Origin of the sequence: Hydrogenophaga sp. (genome assembly GCF_011772445.1) — a bacterium.
Lineage (GTDB): Bacteria > Pseudomonadota > Gammaproteobacteria > Burkholderiales > Burkholderiaceae_C > Hydrogenophaga.
Window position 1 is genome coordinate 113,358 of the sequence record NZ_WVZN01000011.1, and the last position, 16,345, is coordinate 129,702.

Sequence of the window (16,345 nt, forward strand, 5' to 3'; positions counted from 1 at the left end):
CGCGGTGGACGGGTGTCTCGCTCACGGTACGGTCTTCAGACGCTGCGCTCACGGCGCAGGCGCGAACCAGCGCTCGCGCATGAGTTCCAGCATGGCGCGGGCGGCCTGTCCGCGGTGGCTGTGCCGGTTCTTCACCTCGGGGTCGAGCTGGGCGAAGGTGCGGCCCAGCGCGGGAATGAACATCACGGGGTCGAAGCCGAAGCCTTGGTCGCCCACGCGCTCGCGCGTGATGAGACCGGGGGCGCGGCCCGTGGCCACGAGCGGTTCGGGGTCGTCGGCGTGGCGAAGCGCGACCAGGGTGCTGACCAGCGCGGCACGGCGGTCGACCACGTCGCGCATCTGCTCGAGCAGCGCGGTGACGTTGTGGTCGTCGCCCTTGGAGTAGCCGTGCTGCGTGGCGTAGTAGGCGGTGTCCACACCCGGCAGACCGCCGAAGGCCTCCACGCACAGCCCGGCGTCGTCGGCCACGGCCGGCAGGCCGCTTTCGCGCGCGGCGTGGCGGGCCTTGGCCAGCGCGTTCTCGATGAAGGTGCGGTGCGGCTCCGGCGCTTCCGGGATGCCCAGTTCGGCCTGACGAACGAGCTGCACGCCCAGCGGGGCGAACAGGGCCTGCAACTCGGCCAGCTTGCCCGCGTTGTTCGACGCGAGGACCAGCTTCATGCGCCGAGCGCGGCCTTCTGCAGGGCCACGAGTTCGGCGATGCCCTTCTCGGCCAGCACCAGCAACTGGTCCATCTCGGCGCGCGTGAAAGCCACGCCCTCGGCCGTGCCCTGCACCTCCACGTAGTGGCCGGCGCCGGTCATCACCACGTTCATGTCGGTGTCGCAGGTGGAGTCTTCCACGTACTCGAGGTCGAGCAAGGGCGTGCCGTCCAGGATGCCGACGGAGATGGCGGCCACGTGCTCCTTGATCGGCGAGGCCGTGAGTTTGCCCGCGGCCATCAGGCGGTTCACCGCGTCCTGCGCGGCCACGAAGGCGCCGGTGATCGCGGCCGTGCGCGTGCCGCCGTCGGCCTGCAGCACGTCGCAGTCGAGCGAGATGGTGCGCTCGCCCAGGGCCTTCAGGTCGACCACCGCGCGCAGCGAGCGGCCGATCAGGCGCTGGATCTCCTGGGTGCGACCACTCTGCTTGCCCTTCGCGGCCTCGCGGTCGCTGCGGGTGTGCGTGGCGCGCGGCAGCATGCCGTACTCGGCCGTCACCCAGCCTTCTCCGCTGCCACGCTTGTGCGGCGGCACCTTCTCTTCCACCGACGCGGTGCACAGCACCTTGGTGTGGCCGAACTCGATGAGCACCGAGCCTTCGGCGTGCATGGTGTAGCCGCGGGTGATGCGCACGGGGCGCAGGGCATTGGTGGCCCGCTGGCCTGGTCGTTGGACGGCCGTCATGGCAGAAACCTCACAAGGGGAAAACGAAGCTCAGGCGTTGCGCGCGGCCGCGGTGCGGGCGATCGCCGCATTGATCTCGGCGATCGACTTCTCGATGGCCGCGTCGTCCAGGTCTTCGATGGTGGGATCGGGCACGCCCGACTGGATGGTGGAGGCGAACACGCCGTCCTCGATGTCTTCGGTGGAAACGCGCGTGGTCTGGTACTCGTCGGCGGTTTCCCACTCCATGGCAAGCACGGTGACGTTGTCGCAGCGCTGGCCGCCGCGGCGCAGCGCGGTTTCCACCAGATCGGGCACGGCCTGCTCCAGCGGGCGCGTGGACAGTTCGTTCACGATTTCATCGTCTTCGACCGTGCCCCACAGGCCATCCGAGCACAACAGCACGCGGTCGCCCTGCATGAGCTGCACCGGGCCGGACAGGTCGTACACCGGCTTGGCCGGCGAGCCCAGGCAGGTGAAGAGGATGTTGCGGTTGATGTGCTCGGTGTTGCGGCCCAGGTGCGCCTGCTGTTCCATGTAGGAGTGGTCGCGCGTGCGCGTGAGCAGCTCGTTGTCGCGCACCACGTACAGGCGCGAATCTCCGCAGTGCACCCAGTGGATGTGGCCACGCTCCATGACGGCCGCCACCAGCGTGGTGCGCGGCGTGTCGAGCATGCCCTTCTCCGCCGCGTAGCGGATGATCTGGTGGTGCGCGGCCATGAGCGCGCTGGAGAGGAATTCGGGCACCTCGCGCACCGTGGGATTGGCCGCCTTCTGGAAGTAGGCCGACAGCGTCTGCAGCGCGAGCTGCGCGGCCATGGCGCCTTCGGGGTGGCCACCCATGCCGTCGGCCAGCACGAACAGGCCGGACTCGCGCGTGTAGGCGTAGCCCATGCGGTCCTCGTTGCGCTCGCGACCGCCTTGCCGGCTGATCTGGTAGACCGAGAATTTCATCGGAATTTGGTGCCCACATCAGTGGACTTGCGCAGCAATGACTTCTGTTTGTCGGAGACGATGTTGTCGAACTGCAGGCGCATCTTCTCGGCCACGGTGAGCTTGGTGTAGCTGCGCTCGGTTTCGCGGCTGAGTTCCTTCTGCAGCGCGAAGACCGATTGCGGGCGAGAGAGCGGGTCGAGCGACATGCACCACTCGACCACTTCGATGAGGTTGTCGGAGTACACCCCGCGCAAGCGCGACAGTGCGAGCGACAGGCGGTCTTTCTCGAGGCGCTGGGGCGCGTCGTTGGGCGGGTAGCCCTGCATGCTGGCGTAAATGCAGGCGCCGATGGCGTAGATGTCCGTCCAGGGGCCCATGGACGAGTCGCGGCGGTACATCTCGGGCGCGGCGAAGCCGGGCGTGTACATGGGGCGGATGAAGTTGCCCTCTTTGCTCAGCACCTCGCGCGCGGCACCGAAGTCGATCAGCACGGCGCGGTTGTCGTCGGTGACGAAGATGTTCGCGGGCTTGATGTCCAGGTGCAGCATCTTGTGCTGGTGAACGATGCGCAGGCCACGCAGCACCTCGTCATAGAGCGAGCGGATGGTGGATTCGCGGAACACCTTCTGCTTCTTGAGCTCGCGCGCGGTGATGATGAACTCCTGCAGGGACGAGCCCTCGAGGTAGTTCATGACCATGTAGACGGTTTCGTTCTCGCGGAAGAAGTTGAGCACGCTCACCACTGACTGGTGGGAGATCTGCGCAAGCGCGCGGCCTTCCTCGAAGAAGCTCTTGAGGCCGAGGCGATAGAGCGAGAGCTTTTCGGGCTGCACCTGTGGCAGCAATTCACCGGGACCGCGCGTGGCCAGGGACGAAGGGAGGTATTCCTTGACGGCGACCTGCTGGCCTTCGGTGTCGACCGCGAGGTACACCACGCCAAAACCGCCGGCGGCCAGCTTTCGAACGATGCGGTAGCCACCGATGACCGTGTCGGGTGGCAGAGGAGCGGGTTTGACCTTTGACATAATTCGACCGGTTTCCGAAACGCCCCGTTTTGGACCTCCAATACCACCGGCCCAGAGCGATGGCAGTTTACAGCATGACCGGCTACGCCTCGGCCCAGCGAAACGCTGGCGCGGAGCCGGCCGCAGGGGATTCCGGCCCTTCCGTCGGGGTCGAAATCCGCTCGGTCAACAGCCGCTTCCTCGACCTCGGCTTCAAGCTGCCCGACGACCTGCGCGCGAGCGAACCGGCCTTGCGCGAGCGCTTCACACAGAAGCTCAAGCGCGGCAAGGTCGAGTTGCGCGCCTGGATCGAGGCCTCGTCGGACCAGGTGCCGCGTGCCCCGGGCAGCGCCGAATTGCAGCGCCTGCTGGCCGCTCAGGACGCCGTCCGCACCTGGCTGCCCCAGGCCCAGCCGCTGTCGGTGGCCGAGGTGCTGGGTCTGGTCGAGCGGCGCAGCGCCCCGCCGGCCGACCTGCACGAGCGTCTTACCGAACTGCTCGACGCCGCACTGGAGCAACTGCTGGAGGCACGCGCGCGGGAAGGCGCACGGCTGGCCAGCATGCTGCTTGATCGCGTCGGCCAGTTGCGCGCCCTGACCGACACGGCGCAGCCCCTGATCCCTGAGCTCGTGGCGCAGCAACGCCAGCGCTTTCTCGACCGCTGGCAGGAAGCGCTGGGCGCCGACGCCTCGGGCACCGTGGCCGGCAGCGAGGCCGCGCGCGACCGCGCGCTGGCAGAAGCCACGGCCTTCGCCATACGCATCGACGTGGCGGAAGAGCTCACGCGGCTGCGCTCCCACCTCGACGAGATCGAGCGCCTGCTGCAGCGCGGCGGCGAGGTGGGCAAGCGCCTGGACTTCCTGATCCAGGAGCTGCACCGCGAAGCCAACACCCTGGGCTCCAAGTCGTCGAGCCTGGAGCTCACCCGCGTGTCGGTGGACATGAAAGTGCTCATCGAGCAGATGCGTGAGCAGGTGCAGAACCTGGAATGAGACCCTGATGCAGTACCCCGGCAACCTGTTCGTCGTGGCCGCGCCCAGTGGGGCCGGCAAATCCAGCCTGGTGAAGGCGCTGATGGAGCTCGACGCCCGCGTGCAGCCCTCGGTGTCGCACACCACCCGTCCGCCGCGCGGGCAGGAAGTCCATGGCCGCGAGTACTACTTCGTGAGCCAGGAAACCTTCGACCAGATGATCGCCCAGGACGCCTTCCTGGAATGGGCGCAGGTGCATGGCAACCGCTACGGCACCTCGAAAGCGGCGATCGAGCAGCGCATGAAGCAAGGCGCCGATGTGGTGCTGGAGATCGACTACCAGGGCGCGATCCAGGTCAAGCGCATCTTCCCCAACGCGGTGCTGATCTTCATCCTGCCCCCCAGTTGGGAAGAACTGCGCTCCCGCCTGGAACGCCGCGCGGAAGACACCTCCGAGGTGATTGACCTGCGCCTGCGCAATGCCGCCATGGAGATGGCCCATGCCCGGGATTTCGACTTCGTTATAATCAATGAGTTATTCGAGCGGGCCTTGTTTGACCTCAAGGCCATCGTTCACGCCCAGCGCCTGAAGTACGCGGCGCAACGCAGCGCCAGAAGCGACACCTTCGAAGCGCTCGACATCCCCTGACACAGCCCGGAGCCCGCCATGGCACGCATCACCGTCGAAGATTGCCTGGAACAGATCCCCAACCGCTTCCAGCTCGTGCTGGCCGCCACCTACCGCGCGCGCATGCTCAGCCAGGGCCATGCGCCCAAGATCGAGAGCAAGAACAAGCCGGGCGTGACCGCCCTGCGCGAAATCGCCGAAGGCAAGGTCGGCCTCGAGATGCTCAAGAAGGTCCCGACCTGAGCCGGTTCGTCGCACCCTCCCCACAAAAGACACCGCCTGACGGTGTCTTTTTGTTTCTGCGGGTCCCGATTCCTGCCTGAGACCAAGGCCTAGTGCCGTGACCCAAAGCGGTGCACGCCATCAGGCGCTACAGTTACAGGATGACGCCCACCGTCGACGGCACCCTGGCGGCCAGCCCGCCCGACGCGGCCACTGCGGCCGCCAGCGCAGCCGCGGCCAGCTTTGCCGCGCTGCTGGGCAAGCTCGACTACCTCGGCCCGACGGACATCGAGCACATCCGCCAGGCCTACCGGTTCGCCGACGAGGCCCACCTGGGCCAGTTGCGCAAGAACGGCGACCCGTACATCACCCACCCCATCGCCGTGGCCGCGCAGTGCGCGGAATGGAAGCTCGACGCCCAGGCCCTGATGGCGGCGCTGATGCACGACGCCATTGAAGACTGCGGCGTGACCAAGCAGGAACTGGTGGAGCGCTTCGGCTCGCCGGTCGCCGAACTGGTCGACGGACTGACCAAGCTCGAGCGCCTGGAGTTCACCTCCCGCGAGCAGAACCAGGCCGAGTCCTTCCGCAAGATGCTGCTGGCCATGGCCAAGGACGTGCGGGTCATCCTGATCAAGCTGGCCGACCGAACGCACAACATGCGGACCATGGGCGACATGCCGCGCAACAAGTGGCAGCGCATCAGTTCGGAAACACTGGAGATCTACGCCCCCATCGCCCATCGCCTGGGCCTGAATTTCACCTACCGTGAGCTGCAGGACCTGGCCTTCCGCTTCCTGTACCCGTGGCGATACGAGGTGCTGTCCAAGGCACTGAACAAGGCCCGCAACCGGCGGCGCGACCTGATCGCGCGCGTGCAACAGGAGGTCGAGGCCGCGTTCGGCCACCAAGGCCTGCCTGTGCGCATGATGGGCCGCGAGAAAACGCTGTACTCCATCTACCGCAAGATGGACAGCAAGCACCTCTCATTCGCCCAGGTCACCGACATCTACGGCTTTCGCCTCGTGGTGCCGGACCTCACCGACTGCTATACGGCACTGGGCGTGCTGCACCAGCTCTACAAGCCCCTGCCGGGCAAGTTCCGCGACTACGTCGCCATTCCCAAGGTCAACGGCTACCAGTCGCTGCACACCACGCTGGTCGGCCCCTTCGGCACCAACATCGAGTTCCAGGTGCGCACGCACGCCATGGACGTGGTCGCCGAGTCGGGCGTGGCCGCCCACTGGCTCTACAAGGCCAACGAGCCCGGCAGCGACATGTCGCAGCGGCTGGGCACGCAGTGGCTGCAGTCGCTGCTGGACATCCAGCAGGAAACGCACGACGCCAGCGAGTTCTGGGACCACATCAAGATCGACCTCTTCCCCGACGCGGTCTACGTTTTCACCCCCAAGAGCAAGATCCTCGCGCTGCCGCGCGGCGCCACGGTGGTCGACTTCGCGTACGCGATCCACAGCGACATCGGTCAGCGCACGGTGGCCGCGCGCATCAATGGCGAACAGCGTCCGCTGCGCTCCGAACTCGCCAACGGCGACGTGGTGGAGGTGATCACCGACGAGAAGGCCGAGCCCAACCCGACCTGGCTGTCCTTCGTGAAGACGGGTCGCGCGCGCTCCAAGATCCGTCACCACCTCAAGACCGTGGCGCAGGAGAAGTCCCTGGAACTGGGCGAGCGCATGCTCAGCCAGGCCTTGCGCTCCGAAGGCATCGCACAACTCCCGGGCGAAGACGGCGACCACGCCGCGGTGTGGGACAAGCTGCTGCGCTTCACCGGCAACAAGAGCCGCGGCGAGCTGCTGTCCGACATCGGCATGGGCCGGCGCATCGCCAGCATGGTGGGCAAGAAGCTGGCGGTGCTGCTGGCGGAAACCGGCCTCAAGCCCGACGCGGTGCTGATCAGTACCGAGCGCTACGCGGCAGGCCAGGACGACGGCACGCTTCAAGGCGTGGTCACGCTCGATGGCAGCGAGGGCCTGTCGGTGCAGTACGCCCCCTGTTGCAAACCCATTCCGGGCGACCGCATCGTGGGCTATCTGGGCCGTGGGGAAGGCCTGGTGGTGCACGCCGAGGATTGCCCGACGGCGCGCCGCCTGCGCGACCGCGACGCCGAGCGCTTCCTCGAAGTCGAATGGGCCGACGAGCCGGTGCGCTCCTTCGACACCACGGTCATCGTCACGGTGGCCAATGGCAAGGGCGTGCTGGCGCGCGTGGCTTCCAGCATCGCGGCGGCCGAAGCCGACATCACCCACGTGGACATGGGCGACGAGCCGGCCCAGACCGCCACGGACATCCGCTTCTCGGTGTCGGTGCGAGACCGCCAGCACCTCGCCGACGTGCTGCGCAGCCTCAAGCGCACGCCCTCGGTCATCAAGGCCCAGCGCTACAAGGCCGCCGCCAAGGCCTGATCAGGCAGCGGGCGCCGGGTAGCTCACCTCAAGCACTTCCAGTTCCTGCACGCCGCCGGGCACGGCCAGCTTCACCACGTCGCCCACGCGCGCCTTGAGCAAGGCCCGCGAGACGGGCGCCACCCAGCTCACCTGCCCCTGCGCGCTCTCGGCCTCGTCGGTGCCCATGATGGTGATGGTGGTCTCGCGCCCCGATTCGTCGGCGTAGGTGACGGTGGCGCCGAAGAACACCTGGTCGCTGCCATGGTGCGCCGACGGATCGACCACCTCGGCGATTTCCAGGCGCTTGGTGAGGAAGCGGATGCGCCGGTCGATCTCGCGCAGGCGCTTCTTGCCGTAGATGTACTCGGCGTTCTCCGAGCGGTCGCCGTTCCGGGCGGCCCAGTGCACGGCCTCGACCACCTTGGGCCGCTCGTCGTCGATCAGGCTCAGGAGTTCACGGCGCAGGCGTTCATAGCCGGTGCGGGTGACGTAGTTCTTTCCACCGGGTGCCGCCGGCACGGCGGTGTCTTCGTCGTCCTCGTGATCGGACTCGCGGGTAAAAGCCTTGCTCATCTTTGCTCGCCGCCCCGTGGGCGTTTCAGCAGGCGATCCTAACGCGCCGGACCGGCGCTGTCCGTTACCCTTCGCAGGCCCTGCGCGAGGGCCCCACGCCACGCCCACACGAAGACGACCGACATGACCCCTGACACGAAGCGCACTGGCCCCCTCGCCGGCCTGCGCGTTGCCGAGTTCGCCGGCATCGGGCCCGGTCCGTTCGCCTGCATGCTTCTGTCGGACATGGGGGCGGACGTGGTCACCATCGACCGCCCGACGCGCAAGCCGGCGGACCGCGGCAACGTCACCGGACGGGGCCGCACCGTGGTGACGGCCGACCTGAAGGATCCCTCGGCGCGCGAGACCGTGTTCGCGCTGCTGGAGAAGGCCGATGTGCTGGTCGAGGGCTTTCGTCCCGGTGTGATGGAGCGGCTTGGCCTGGGACCCGACGCGGTACTCACGCGCAACCCGCGCCTGATCTACGGCCGCATGACGGGCTGGGGCCAGCACGGCCCCCTCGCACAGGCGGCCGGGCACGACCTGAACTACATCGCCATCACGGGCGCGGCCCACGCCATCGGTCCGGCCAACGGCGCGCCGGTGCCGCCGCTGAACCTGGTGGGCGATTACGGCGGCGGCGGCATGTACCTGCTGGTGGGCATCCTCGCGGCGCTGCATGAAGCCGGCCGCTCCGGTCGGGGCCAGGTGGTCGACGCCGCCATCACCGACGGCACCATCAGCCTCATGGCCAACTTCGTCGGCCACGCGGCGCGAGGCAACTTCCGCGAGGCGCGCGGCAGCAACACGCTGGATGGCGGTGCCCCCTTCTACGGTGCCTATGAAACAGCGGATGGCCGACACGTGAGCATCGGCCCCCTCGAGCCGCAGTTCTTCGCCGAACTTTGCGAGCGCGTCGGCGTGCCCGAAGGCCTGCGCGACGCGCAGAACGACCGCGCGCGCTGGCCCGAACTTCGCGCCACATTCGAGCGCATCTTCCGCGGCGAAACCCAGGCCGAATGGACACGCCGGCTGGAGGGCACCGATGTGTGCTTCGCGCCCATCCTGCCGCTGTCCGAAGCGGCCAGGCACCCACACAACGTCGCGCGGCAGGCCTTCGTCGACATCGACGGCGTGGACCATCCCGCTCCAGCCCCGCGCTTCTCGCGCACACCCGGGCGCATCCAGGGCCCGGCGCCGCGAGAGGTGACCGACATCGCCGCCGTGCTGGGTCGCTGGCGGTGACGGCGCCCGCGTCCGGGCGAGAGGACCCTCGTCATGTCCCATCCCGGGCATGCGGGCCGCGCCAGAGCTTCTTCGCGGACAGGTGTATCGCCGCGCGTATGCGCGGGTAGGTGCCGCAGCGGCACACGTTCGCGTTCATGGCATCGCTGATGTCTGCATCGCTGGGCTGCGGGTTGGCCGCCAACAGGGCGCATGCGGACATCACCTGACCGCTTTGGCAGTAGCCGCATTGCGGCACGTCCACCTCTTGCCAGGCCGCCTTGACCGCCACCGACTCACGGCTGTTCAGGCCTTCGATCGTGGTCACCTTCTGACCCTCCACGCCAGAGACGGACACTGCGCACGACCGCGTGGCGCTTCCGTTCACGTGGACCATGCAAGCGCCGCACAGGCCCTTGCCGCAGCCGTACTTTGTCCCCACCAAGCCCAGCTCGCCGCGCAGCACCCACAGCAGGGGCGTGTCGGGTTCGGCGATCACGGTCACGGCCTTGCCGTTGATGTCCAGAAGCATCGTTTTCATCGTCGTCTCAAGCCAGGGTCAGGGGCAGTTGGCGCAGCCGCGTGCCGGTGAGCGAAAACACCGCGTTCGCGACCGCGGCGGCAATGGGCGGTGTGCCGACCTCCCCCACCCCTTGGGGCGGTTCGGTGCTGGGCACGATGTGCGTCGTGATGGCGGGGCAGTCGCGCATGCGCAGCGGCGCGTAGTCGTGGAAGTTGGATTGGCGCACCTGGCCGTTGTCGACGTCGATACGCCCGTACAGCGCGGCGGACAGGCCGTAGACGATGCCGCCCTCCATCTGCTGGCGAACCAGGTTCGGGTTGACCGCCAGGCCGCAATCGACCGCGCAAACCACCTCGTGCACCCGGATCGTCCGCCCGGCGCCGAGCGATACCCGCGCCACCTGGGCCACCACGCTGCCGAATGACTCGTGCAAGGCCAGGCCCAGTGCCTGCGGCTGGCCCTCGGGCGTCAGCGGCAGCGGTGTTCCCCAGCCCGCCTCCCGTGCCGCCATCTCCAGCACCCTGAGGTGCCGAGGCTTGCCCTCGAGCAGAGATCGGCGGAACGCCACCGCATCGGCCTGCGCCGCCGCCGCCAGCTCGTCGATGAAGCTCTCGACGAAGAAGGCGTTGAAGGAGTGAGCGACGGAGCGCCAGATGCCGGTGGGCACCTCGGACTCGAGCACCGCGTGCCGCACCCGCATGTGGGGGAATTCGTACGGGGTGTTGGCGGCGCCCTCGCGGCTGACGTTCAGAAGGGCCGGCTGGCCCAGACTGGAGCCGGCGATCCGGTAGTCCCAGGCCGTCACGCGCCCCGAGGGGTCCAGCGCCGCCTCGCACCGCGCCACCATGGCGGGGCGGTAGAAGTCGTGCGCCATGTCCTGCTCGCGCGTCCACATGAGCTGCACGGCCCGGCCGGGCACCGCCTTCGCGATGGACGCCGCCTGCGCGACGCAGTCGGTGAAGGTCTTGCGGCCGAAGCCCCCGCCCATGATCTGCGGGTGCACGCGCACCTTGTCCGCATCGATGTCGAGGACCGTGGCCACGACGTCGCGCACCACGCTCGGCCCCTGGCAGCCCACCCAGACCTCGGCCGCGCCCTGGTCGAAGCGGATGGTGCAGTTCATGGGTTCCATGGCGGCGTGCGCCAGGAACGGCACCTCGTAGCTGGCGCCGATGACGGTTCCGCCCGAGCGCATCGACGTGTCGACATCGCCCCGCTCGTACAGCACGGACCCGTCGGCGCCCCGCACGGCCTGGCGCAGGGCCTCGAGCACGCCGCGGCTGGACGTCCCCGCGGCTGCACCGGGATTCCACGCCACCTCCAGCGCCTCGGCCGCCCGCATCGCCTCATGCGGCGAACGGGCCACCACCGCCAGGCCCCCGGAGGTGAGGCCGCGTCCCGCCATGCCACCGGCCTGCGGCGCCAGGGGCACCACGGCCCCGACGCCCGCCATGGCCCGCACGCGCGTGTCGTCGAAGTGCTTCACCGTGCCACCCAGCACCGGGCACAGCCGGGCCACGGCGTACAGCAGGCCGTCTGGCAGGGCATCGATGCCATACCTCGCTGCCCCGCTCGACTTGTCGCGCGCATTCAACTGCGGCAGCGGCTGGCCGATGAGCTTGAATTCGCTCGGCGGTTTCAAGGCGACGGACCGGGGCAAGGGCAATCGGGCCGCGGCTTCGGCCAACTCGCCAAAGGACAGGCTCAGGCCCGAGGCGTGCACGATCCGCCCCTGCTCGGCGCGGCACTCGCCCAGGGCAAGGCCCCATCGGTTCGCGGCCGCCTGCAACAGCATCATTCGGGCCGACGCCCCGGCTTCGCGCATCGGCCCCCACTGGTCCTTGATGCTGGTCGAGGCGCCCGTGATCGCCAGCCCCGGAACCTCTCGCACCAGCTTGCGCGCCACGTGCGCCGCCGCAGGCGCGAGGAAACGCCCTTCCCCGCGGGGATCGAACGCGTGGGCGAGGTTGGAAGCGAGCGCCAGGTTGTTGTAGATGCGGTCATCGAAGGCCGGCACCACACGCACCCGCTCGATGTCCGCGTCCAGCTCTTCGGCCAGCAACATGGCGACGCCGGTGTAGATGCCTTGTCCCATCTCCATCCGGCAGAGGGACACCGTCACCGAGCCGTCGGTGCCGATGGCGACCCAGCCATTGAGCCGGTGGCTGCCGGGGGAGGGATCGGGCGAGCGGTCCGCCGTGAGGCGCTGGCGTGGCGGCGTTGCCAGCCAGCCGATGCCCAACACGCCCGCCGTGCCGATGCCGGCCAGCACAAAGCGCCGCCTGGTCAGTCTTGCCATCGTTCACCCCCTGTCATGTTGAATGCCCACGGCGGAAAAGCGCGCCAGGATGGCGGCGTGCCGTTCGGGCCAGAGCGCCAGGGCCTGCGCATCGCCGTCCAGCACCGCGCGAACGAACGCCACCGCGAGCGCGCCGGTGGCCTGCTTGGCCTTCGGGTTGAGGGCGCCGCCGCTGCCACCTCGGTCGGTGAACATGCTGTGCGAGCCCCCTTCGTACACCGCCAGCCATTTGAGCGGGCTGCCGATGGCATCGAACACGGCCAGCCGGTCTTCCGCACCGCTGTAGTAGCCGGGGATGCGGATGACGTCCTCGGTGCAGGTCACGTGCAGGCTGGGCAGCGTCACCGGGCCCAGCACCTTGCGCGGCTGCGCTTCTCCGTAGAACGGCGGCGCCGAGATGGCAATCGCGGCGCGCACGCGCTCATCGCGCAGTTCGATCACCCGGCCCTCGCGCTCGACACTGGCGCCGCTGACCAGCAAGGTGGTGTTGGCCCCGTAGCTGTGTCCGGCGGCCACGATCCGCTCGGCATCGATGCCCGGCGCCAGGTCGCCCGTCAGCAGCGTGTCGAGTGCGAAGCGCATGTCCTGCGCGCGTGCGATGGCCTCGGCCTCCTGCGCCGCGGCCTGCAGGCGCCCGACGAGGTTGAAGACATTGCCGCTCCAGAGTTGCCGGTCGCTGCCCACGTGCTGCAGGTGAAGGCTGGCGATGCCGTGGCGCGCGAAGGTCTGGCCGAGCCAGGTGTAGCCCATGCGCGAGCCTCCGATGCCGTGCGAGAACACGACCACGGGCACGGGTTGCCGGCTCCGCGGCCGATAGAGCCGCACCGGCACCGGGCGTTGGCGCGCCGCGTCGACCCAATCGAGGTCGTGCGTGTCGAATGCCGGCGCCCCGTCGGCGAAGGTGTCGGCCAAGGCCCGCAGGGGCACCGCAGCGGCCACTGCCAGCGCGGCCCCCTGTCGCAGCCACTGGCGGCGTTGTGGGTTCATGGCGCGTCCCTCAGAACCGGTAGAGGTAGCCCACGCGCAGGCCCGTCTGGGTGGAGCGATCCACCAGGGGGCTGTCGGCGATCCCGTCGCCCAGGCGGGTACTGCGCAGGTCCAGGAAGACGTTCTGCCTGGCCGAGAGCCGATAGTCCACACGCAGGCCCAGCTCCACGTTCACCGTGGAGTCGCCCTCGTACTGCGGCCGCCCGGCCCGCACCTCGGACCCGTTCACGCCGTAGTAGTAGCCGACGTACTCCCTGTCCAGTTGAATGGCGGCCAGCCGTGGGGTGAAGCTGAACTGGCCGACGTCGAATCGCCGGTCCGCCTGCAGCTTGAACTGGCGGCCCTCGCTGTGGCTGGACGCATCGCCCATCAGCTCGGCGGACAGGTTCACGAAGGGCGTGCGCCAGATGGCCTCGCCGCCCAACCATACGCCGCCTTCTCGCTCGGCCATGCCCTCCAGGTAGGGCGAGTCGTCGGCCTCGTAGCCGTCCAGGGAATAGCGCGCCTTCAGGCGGAATCCGACCGGACCGGCCGACGGCAGTTTGAGCTCCAGGCTCGGCCCCATCACACGAACCCAGTAGTTCTCGAAGTAGACGAGAGGAATGCCTTGCGTGTCGTTGTCCATGTCCCGGTAAGGCTCCTGGTGCACGTCCACGCCCAGGCCGAGGCCCCAGCGGGACTCGCCGCGCTGGAGCTCTCGCTCCTGCGCCGACGCGCCCGAGGACGCCAGGGCGAGTGAAACGCCGAGCACGGCGCTGGACAGGCCGCCGGCCAGGCGGGCATTCGGACGGTGCTTCGAGGATCGGGGTTCGGGTGTCATGCGAGAAGGCTCCTGGAAAGGGAAAGACAGGGGTGATGGCAAGGCCCTGTGCGAGCCTTGCGTGCCGTGATGCTCATCACACGGCTTTAAGACGCGGTTATCGCGATGAACGATTGATGAAGGGCGCGTCTTCATCGGTCATTCATCCCTGCCGGGCACAATCCCCAGGCCCGGCCGGCCACCACAGGAACCCCTCAGACCATGCACCTGCTGCTCGTGGAAGACGACGCCATGCTCGCGGACGCGGTGTGCGAAGGCGCGCGCCAGAACGCCTGGCAGATCGATCACGTGGGCGACGCCGCCGGCGCGCGCCTGGCCCTGGTTGACCACGCCTACACGGCCGTGCTGCTCGACATCGGGCTGCCCCACGAATCGGGCCTGAGCGTGCTCAAGGCCATGCGCAGCCGCTACGACGTGACCCCCGTGCTCATCCTGACCGCGCGCGGTCAACTGAGCGAGCGCATCCAGGGCCTGGACGCCGGTGCCGACGACTACCTCGTCAAACCGTTCCAGGTCGACGAACTCTGGGCCCGGGTGCGCGCGGTCATCCGCCGCAGCCACGGCCGCGTGGTGCCGGTCTTCACCTACCGCGACATCCAGATCGACCGGAGCAAGCGCCTCGTCACGCGCGCCGGCAAGCGCGTGTCCCTGAGCGCGCACGAATACCGCACCCTGCTGGCCTTGCTCGAGCGGCCCGGCCACGTCGTCACGCGCGCCCACCTCGAGGACGTGGTCTATGGCAGCAACGGCAGCATCGAGAGCAACACCATCGCGGTCTTCATCTACCAGCTTCGGCGCAAGCTGGGCGAGGACCTGATCACCACCTTGCACGGCCACGGCTACATGATCGGCGAGGCGCTGCCGTGAATTCGCTGCGTGGCAACGTTCTGCGCGTGCTCGTCGGCACCATCCTCGCCAGCTGGGCGGTGGCGCTGATCGCCTTGTGGTTCTTGCTCAAGCACAGCGAAACCAGCATCGCCGACAACGGGCTGCGCAACTTCGCCGTGCACATCCTGCAGGCCATCCCCGCCGACGCCGACGAACGTGGGCCCAGGCCCGGGCTGTCGCCCAAACCCTCCATGCTGTCCGACGACCCCAAGCTGGCTTTCCAGGTGTGGGCCGAACGCTCGCGGCTCGTCGCGCAAACGCCCGGCGCACCACCCTCCGCATTGAAGCCCGATTTCGCCAACGGCTTTGCCAGCCTCATGGTGGACGGCCGGCGCTGGCGGGTGTATTCGGTGTCGGACGGCGCCGGGCGCAAGTACGTTCAGGTGGGCCGCCTGCACAGCGAACTCGACGCCGAACTGCAGCAAAAGGCGTTCTTCGTGCTCGGCGTCCTGACGACGCTCGTCTGCATCGTCGGACTGATCACCTTCCTGGCCGTGAGGCGCTCGCTTCGGCCGGTCGCCGAGCTGCAGGCGACGCTGCAGCGCCGCGTGGCCTTTGATCTCACGCCGCTGTCGACCACCCACCTGCCCACCGAACTGCGGCCCCTGGTCGAATCGTTCAACCGCGTGCTGACGCAGCTGGACGAGGCCGTCGAGAACGAGCGCCGCTTCATCGGCGACGCCGCGCACGAGCTGCGCACGCCGCTGGCGGCGCTGCAGGCCCAGGCCCACGTGGCCCTGCACGCGCGCTCGGCACCCGAGAAGGACGCGGCACTGGTCAAGCTCATCGCCGTGGCCGAGCGCAACACGCGCCTGTCCGAGCAGCTGCTGGACCTGGCGCGCCTGAACGCGGGCGAGCACGCCCCTCAGCGACAGGCCGCCGAGCTGAGCGAGCTGGTGCTGCACGTGGCGCGGGAGTTCGAGGTCTTTGCGCAAACCCACCAGCGCAGCCTGGTGCTCGATCTCTCACCCGCCCACCTTCACTGCAACATCGACGAGATCGGCATCCTCTTGCGCAACCTGGTGGACAACGCCCTGCGCTACACGCCAGGCAATGGGCGCGTGCGCATCCGCTGCGGCAGTGTGGACACCACCAGCGGCCCGGCAGCGTATCTGGAGGTGGCGGACGACGGCCCCGGCGTGCCCCCTGGCGAGCGCGAAGCGATCTTCCGCCGCTTCCACCGCGTGCCCGGCAACGGCGGGCGCGGCAGCGGCATCGGCCTGTCGCTCGTCGCCGGCATCGCGCGCCTGCACGCCGCGACCATCGTCACCGGCGCGGGCATCGATGGGCAAGGGTTCAGCGTGCGCGTGCAGTTCCCGGCGGTGTCCGAGGCGGGCACCGAAACGGCCGCCTGAGCGCGGCGGTTCATGAATCCTTCATCCGGCTAACCGTCTCTTAAAACCGGCGGGTCACCATCGCTTCAAGGAAAGCCTGCGCAACTGGCGCGGCTGAACGCGAGAAGACCATGACCCGGAACCACACCCCCTGGACCCACGCCGACATCCCCCTGCTCCAGGGGCGC

Annotated in this window: 16 protein-coding genes; 7 read left to right on the plus strand and 9 right to left on the minus strand. The window is 68.7% G+C overall.

Going from position 1 to position 16,345, the window contains the following annotated elements; translation table 11 throughout:
- Positions 1-48: 48 nt before the first annotated feature.
- The 4 genes from rdgB to GTO19_RS05115 are packed head-to-tail and all read right to left on the minus strand — an operon-like array spanning position 49 to position 3,325.
- Positions 49-660 carry an RdgB/HAM1 family non-canonical purine NTP pyrophosphatase gene (gene rdgB, locus GTO19_RS05100; RefSeq protein WP_291022424.1) on the minus strand — a complete coding sequence of 204 codons (612 nt, stop codon included), beginning with the start codon at positions 658-660 and terminating at the stop codon, positions 49-51.
- Entirely contained in the window at positions 657-1,385 is a 729-nt protein-coding gene (gene rph / locus GTO19_RS05105) for a ribonuclease PH (RefSeq protein WP_291022426.1), read from the minus strand. Before rph ends, rdgB begins: the two co-directional genes overlap by 4 nt.
- A gap of 30 nt (positions 1,386-1,415) precedes the next feature.
- On the minus strand, positions 1,416-2,318 hold the full coding sequence (locus tag GTO19_RS05110; protein ID WP_009519949.1) for a protein phosphatase 2C domain-containing protein: 903 nt from the start codon (positions 2,316-2,318) through the stop codon (positions 1,416-1,418).
- Complete coding sequence (locus GTO19_RS05115) at positions 2,315-3,325, minus strand: serine/threonine-protein kinase (protein ID WP_070397458.1); 1,011 nt, start codon at positions 3,323-3,325, stop codon at positions 2,315-2,317. Before GTO19_RS05115 ends, GTO19_RS05110 begins: the two co-directional genes overlap by 4 nt.
- A 59-nt stretch (positions 3,326-3,384) precedes the next feature.
- Here GTO19_RS05115 and GTO19_RS05120 point away from each other — a divergent pair, with 59 nt between their 5' ends.
- The 4 genes from GTO19_RS05120 (at position 3,385) to GTO19_RS05135 (ending at position 7,548) form a co-directional block, all read left to right on the plus strand.
- The gene (locus GTO19_RS05120; protein ID WP_291022430.1) at positions 3,385-4,296 is read left to right on the plus strand and encodes a YicC/YloC family endoribonuclease; all 912 of its coding nucleotides are present in this window, start codon (positions 3,385-3,387) and stop codon (positions 4,294-4,296) included.
- 7 nt (positions 4,297-4,303) lie between these two features.
- A complete protein-coding gene (gmk, locus tag GTO19_RS05125; protein WP_291022432.1) occupies positions 4,304-4,924 on the plus strand; it encodes a guanylate kinase in 621 nt (206 codons plus the stop codon).
- Positions 4,925-4,942: 18 nt separating this feature from the next.
- Positions 4,943-5,146 (plus strand): DNA-directed RNA polymerase subunit omega, encoded by a 204-nt coding sequence (rpoZ, locus tag GTO19_RS05130; protein WP_009519945.1) that lies wholly within the window; start codon positions 4,943-4,945, stop codon positions 5,144-5,146.
- A 140-nt stretch (positions 5,147-5,286) separates the two neighbouring features.
- On the plus strand, positions 5,287-7,548 hold the full coding sequence (locus GTO19_RS05135; protein ID WP_291022436.1) for a bifunctional (p)ppGpp synthetase/guanosine-3',5'-bis(diphosphate) 3'-pyrophosphohydrolase: 2,262 nt from the start codon (positions 5,287-5,289) through the stop codon (positions 7,546-7,548).
- On the opposite strand, the gene greB is transcribed toward GTO19_RS05135, so the two are convergent.
- Positions 7,549-8,103 carry a transcription elongation factor GreB gene (gene greB, locus GTO19_RS05140; RefSeq protein ID WP_291022438.1) on the minus strand — a complete coding sequence of 185 codons (555 nt, stop codon included), beginning with the start codon at positions 8,101-8,103 and terminating at the stop codon, positions 7,549-7,551. It lies immediately after the preceding gene.
- Between the two features lie 123 nt (positions 8,104-8,226).
- Between greB and GTO19_RS05145 the strand changes: the two genes are divergently transcribed.
- Entirely contained in the window at positions 8,227-9,327 is a 1,101-nt protein-coding gene (locus GTO19_RS05145) for a CaiB/BaiF CoA-transferase family protein (RefSeq protein ID WP_291022440.1), read from the plus strand.
- A 31-nt stretch (positions 9,328-9,358) separates the two neighbouring features.
- Here the strand turns inward: GTO19_RS05145 and GTO19_RS05150 are convergent, their stop codons facing one another.
- From GTO19_RS05150 to GTO19_RS05165, 4 genes are read right to left on the minus strand one after another with little or no spacing between them, the layout of a single operon-like run.
- Complete coding sequence (locus GTO19_RS05150) at positions 9,359-9,838, minus strand: (2Fe-2S)-binding protein (RefSeq protein ID WP_291022442.1); 480 nt, start codon at positions 9,836-9,838, stop codon at positions 9,359-9,361.
- A 16-nt stretch (positions 9,839-9,854) separates the two neighbouring features.
- Positions 9,855-12,128, minus strand: coding sequence for a molybdopterin cofactor-binding domain-containing protein (locus tag GTO19_RS05155; RefSeq protein WP_291022444.1), 2,274 nt, complete (start codon positions 12,126-12,128; stop codon positions 9,855-9,857).
- 3 nt (positions 12,129-12,131) lie between these two features.
- Positions 12,132-13,115, minus strand: a complete 984-nt coding sequence (locus GTO19_RS05160) for a hypothetical protein (RefSeq protein WP_291022446.1) — start codon at positions 13,113-13,115, stop codon at positions 12,132-12,134.
- A gap of 10 nt (positions 13,116-13,125) precedes the next feature.
- A complete protein-coding gene (locus GTO19_RS05165) occupies positions 13,126-13,935 on the minus strand; it encodes a MipA/OmpV family protein (protein ID WP_291022448.1) in 810 nt (269 codons plus the stop codon).
- A 201-nt stretch (positions 13,936-14,136) separates the two neighbouring features.
- On the opposite strand from GTO19_RS05165, the gene GTO19_RS05170 reads away from it, so the two are divergent.
- Both GTO19_RS05170 and GTO19_RS05175 read left to right on the plus strand, forming a co-directional pair.
- The gene (locus tag GTO19_RS05170; RefSeq protein ID WP_291022450.1) at positions 14,137-14,802 is read left to right on the plus strand and encodes a response regulator transcription factor; all 666 of its coding nucleotides are present in this window, start codon (positions 14,137-14,139) and stop codon (positions 14,800-14,802) included.
- On the plus strand, positions 14,799-16,178 hold the full coding sequence (locus GTO19_RS05175; RefSeq protein ID WP_291022452.1) for an ATP-binding protein: 1,380 nt from the start codon (positions 14,799-14,801) through the stop codon (positions 16,176-16,178). The genes GTO19_RS05170 and GTO19_RS05175 overlap by 4 nt, the downstream gene beginning before the upstream one ends.
- Positions 16,179-16,345: the final 167 nt, after the last annotated feature.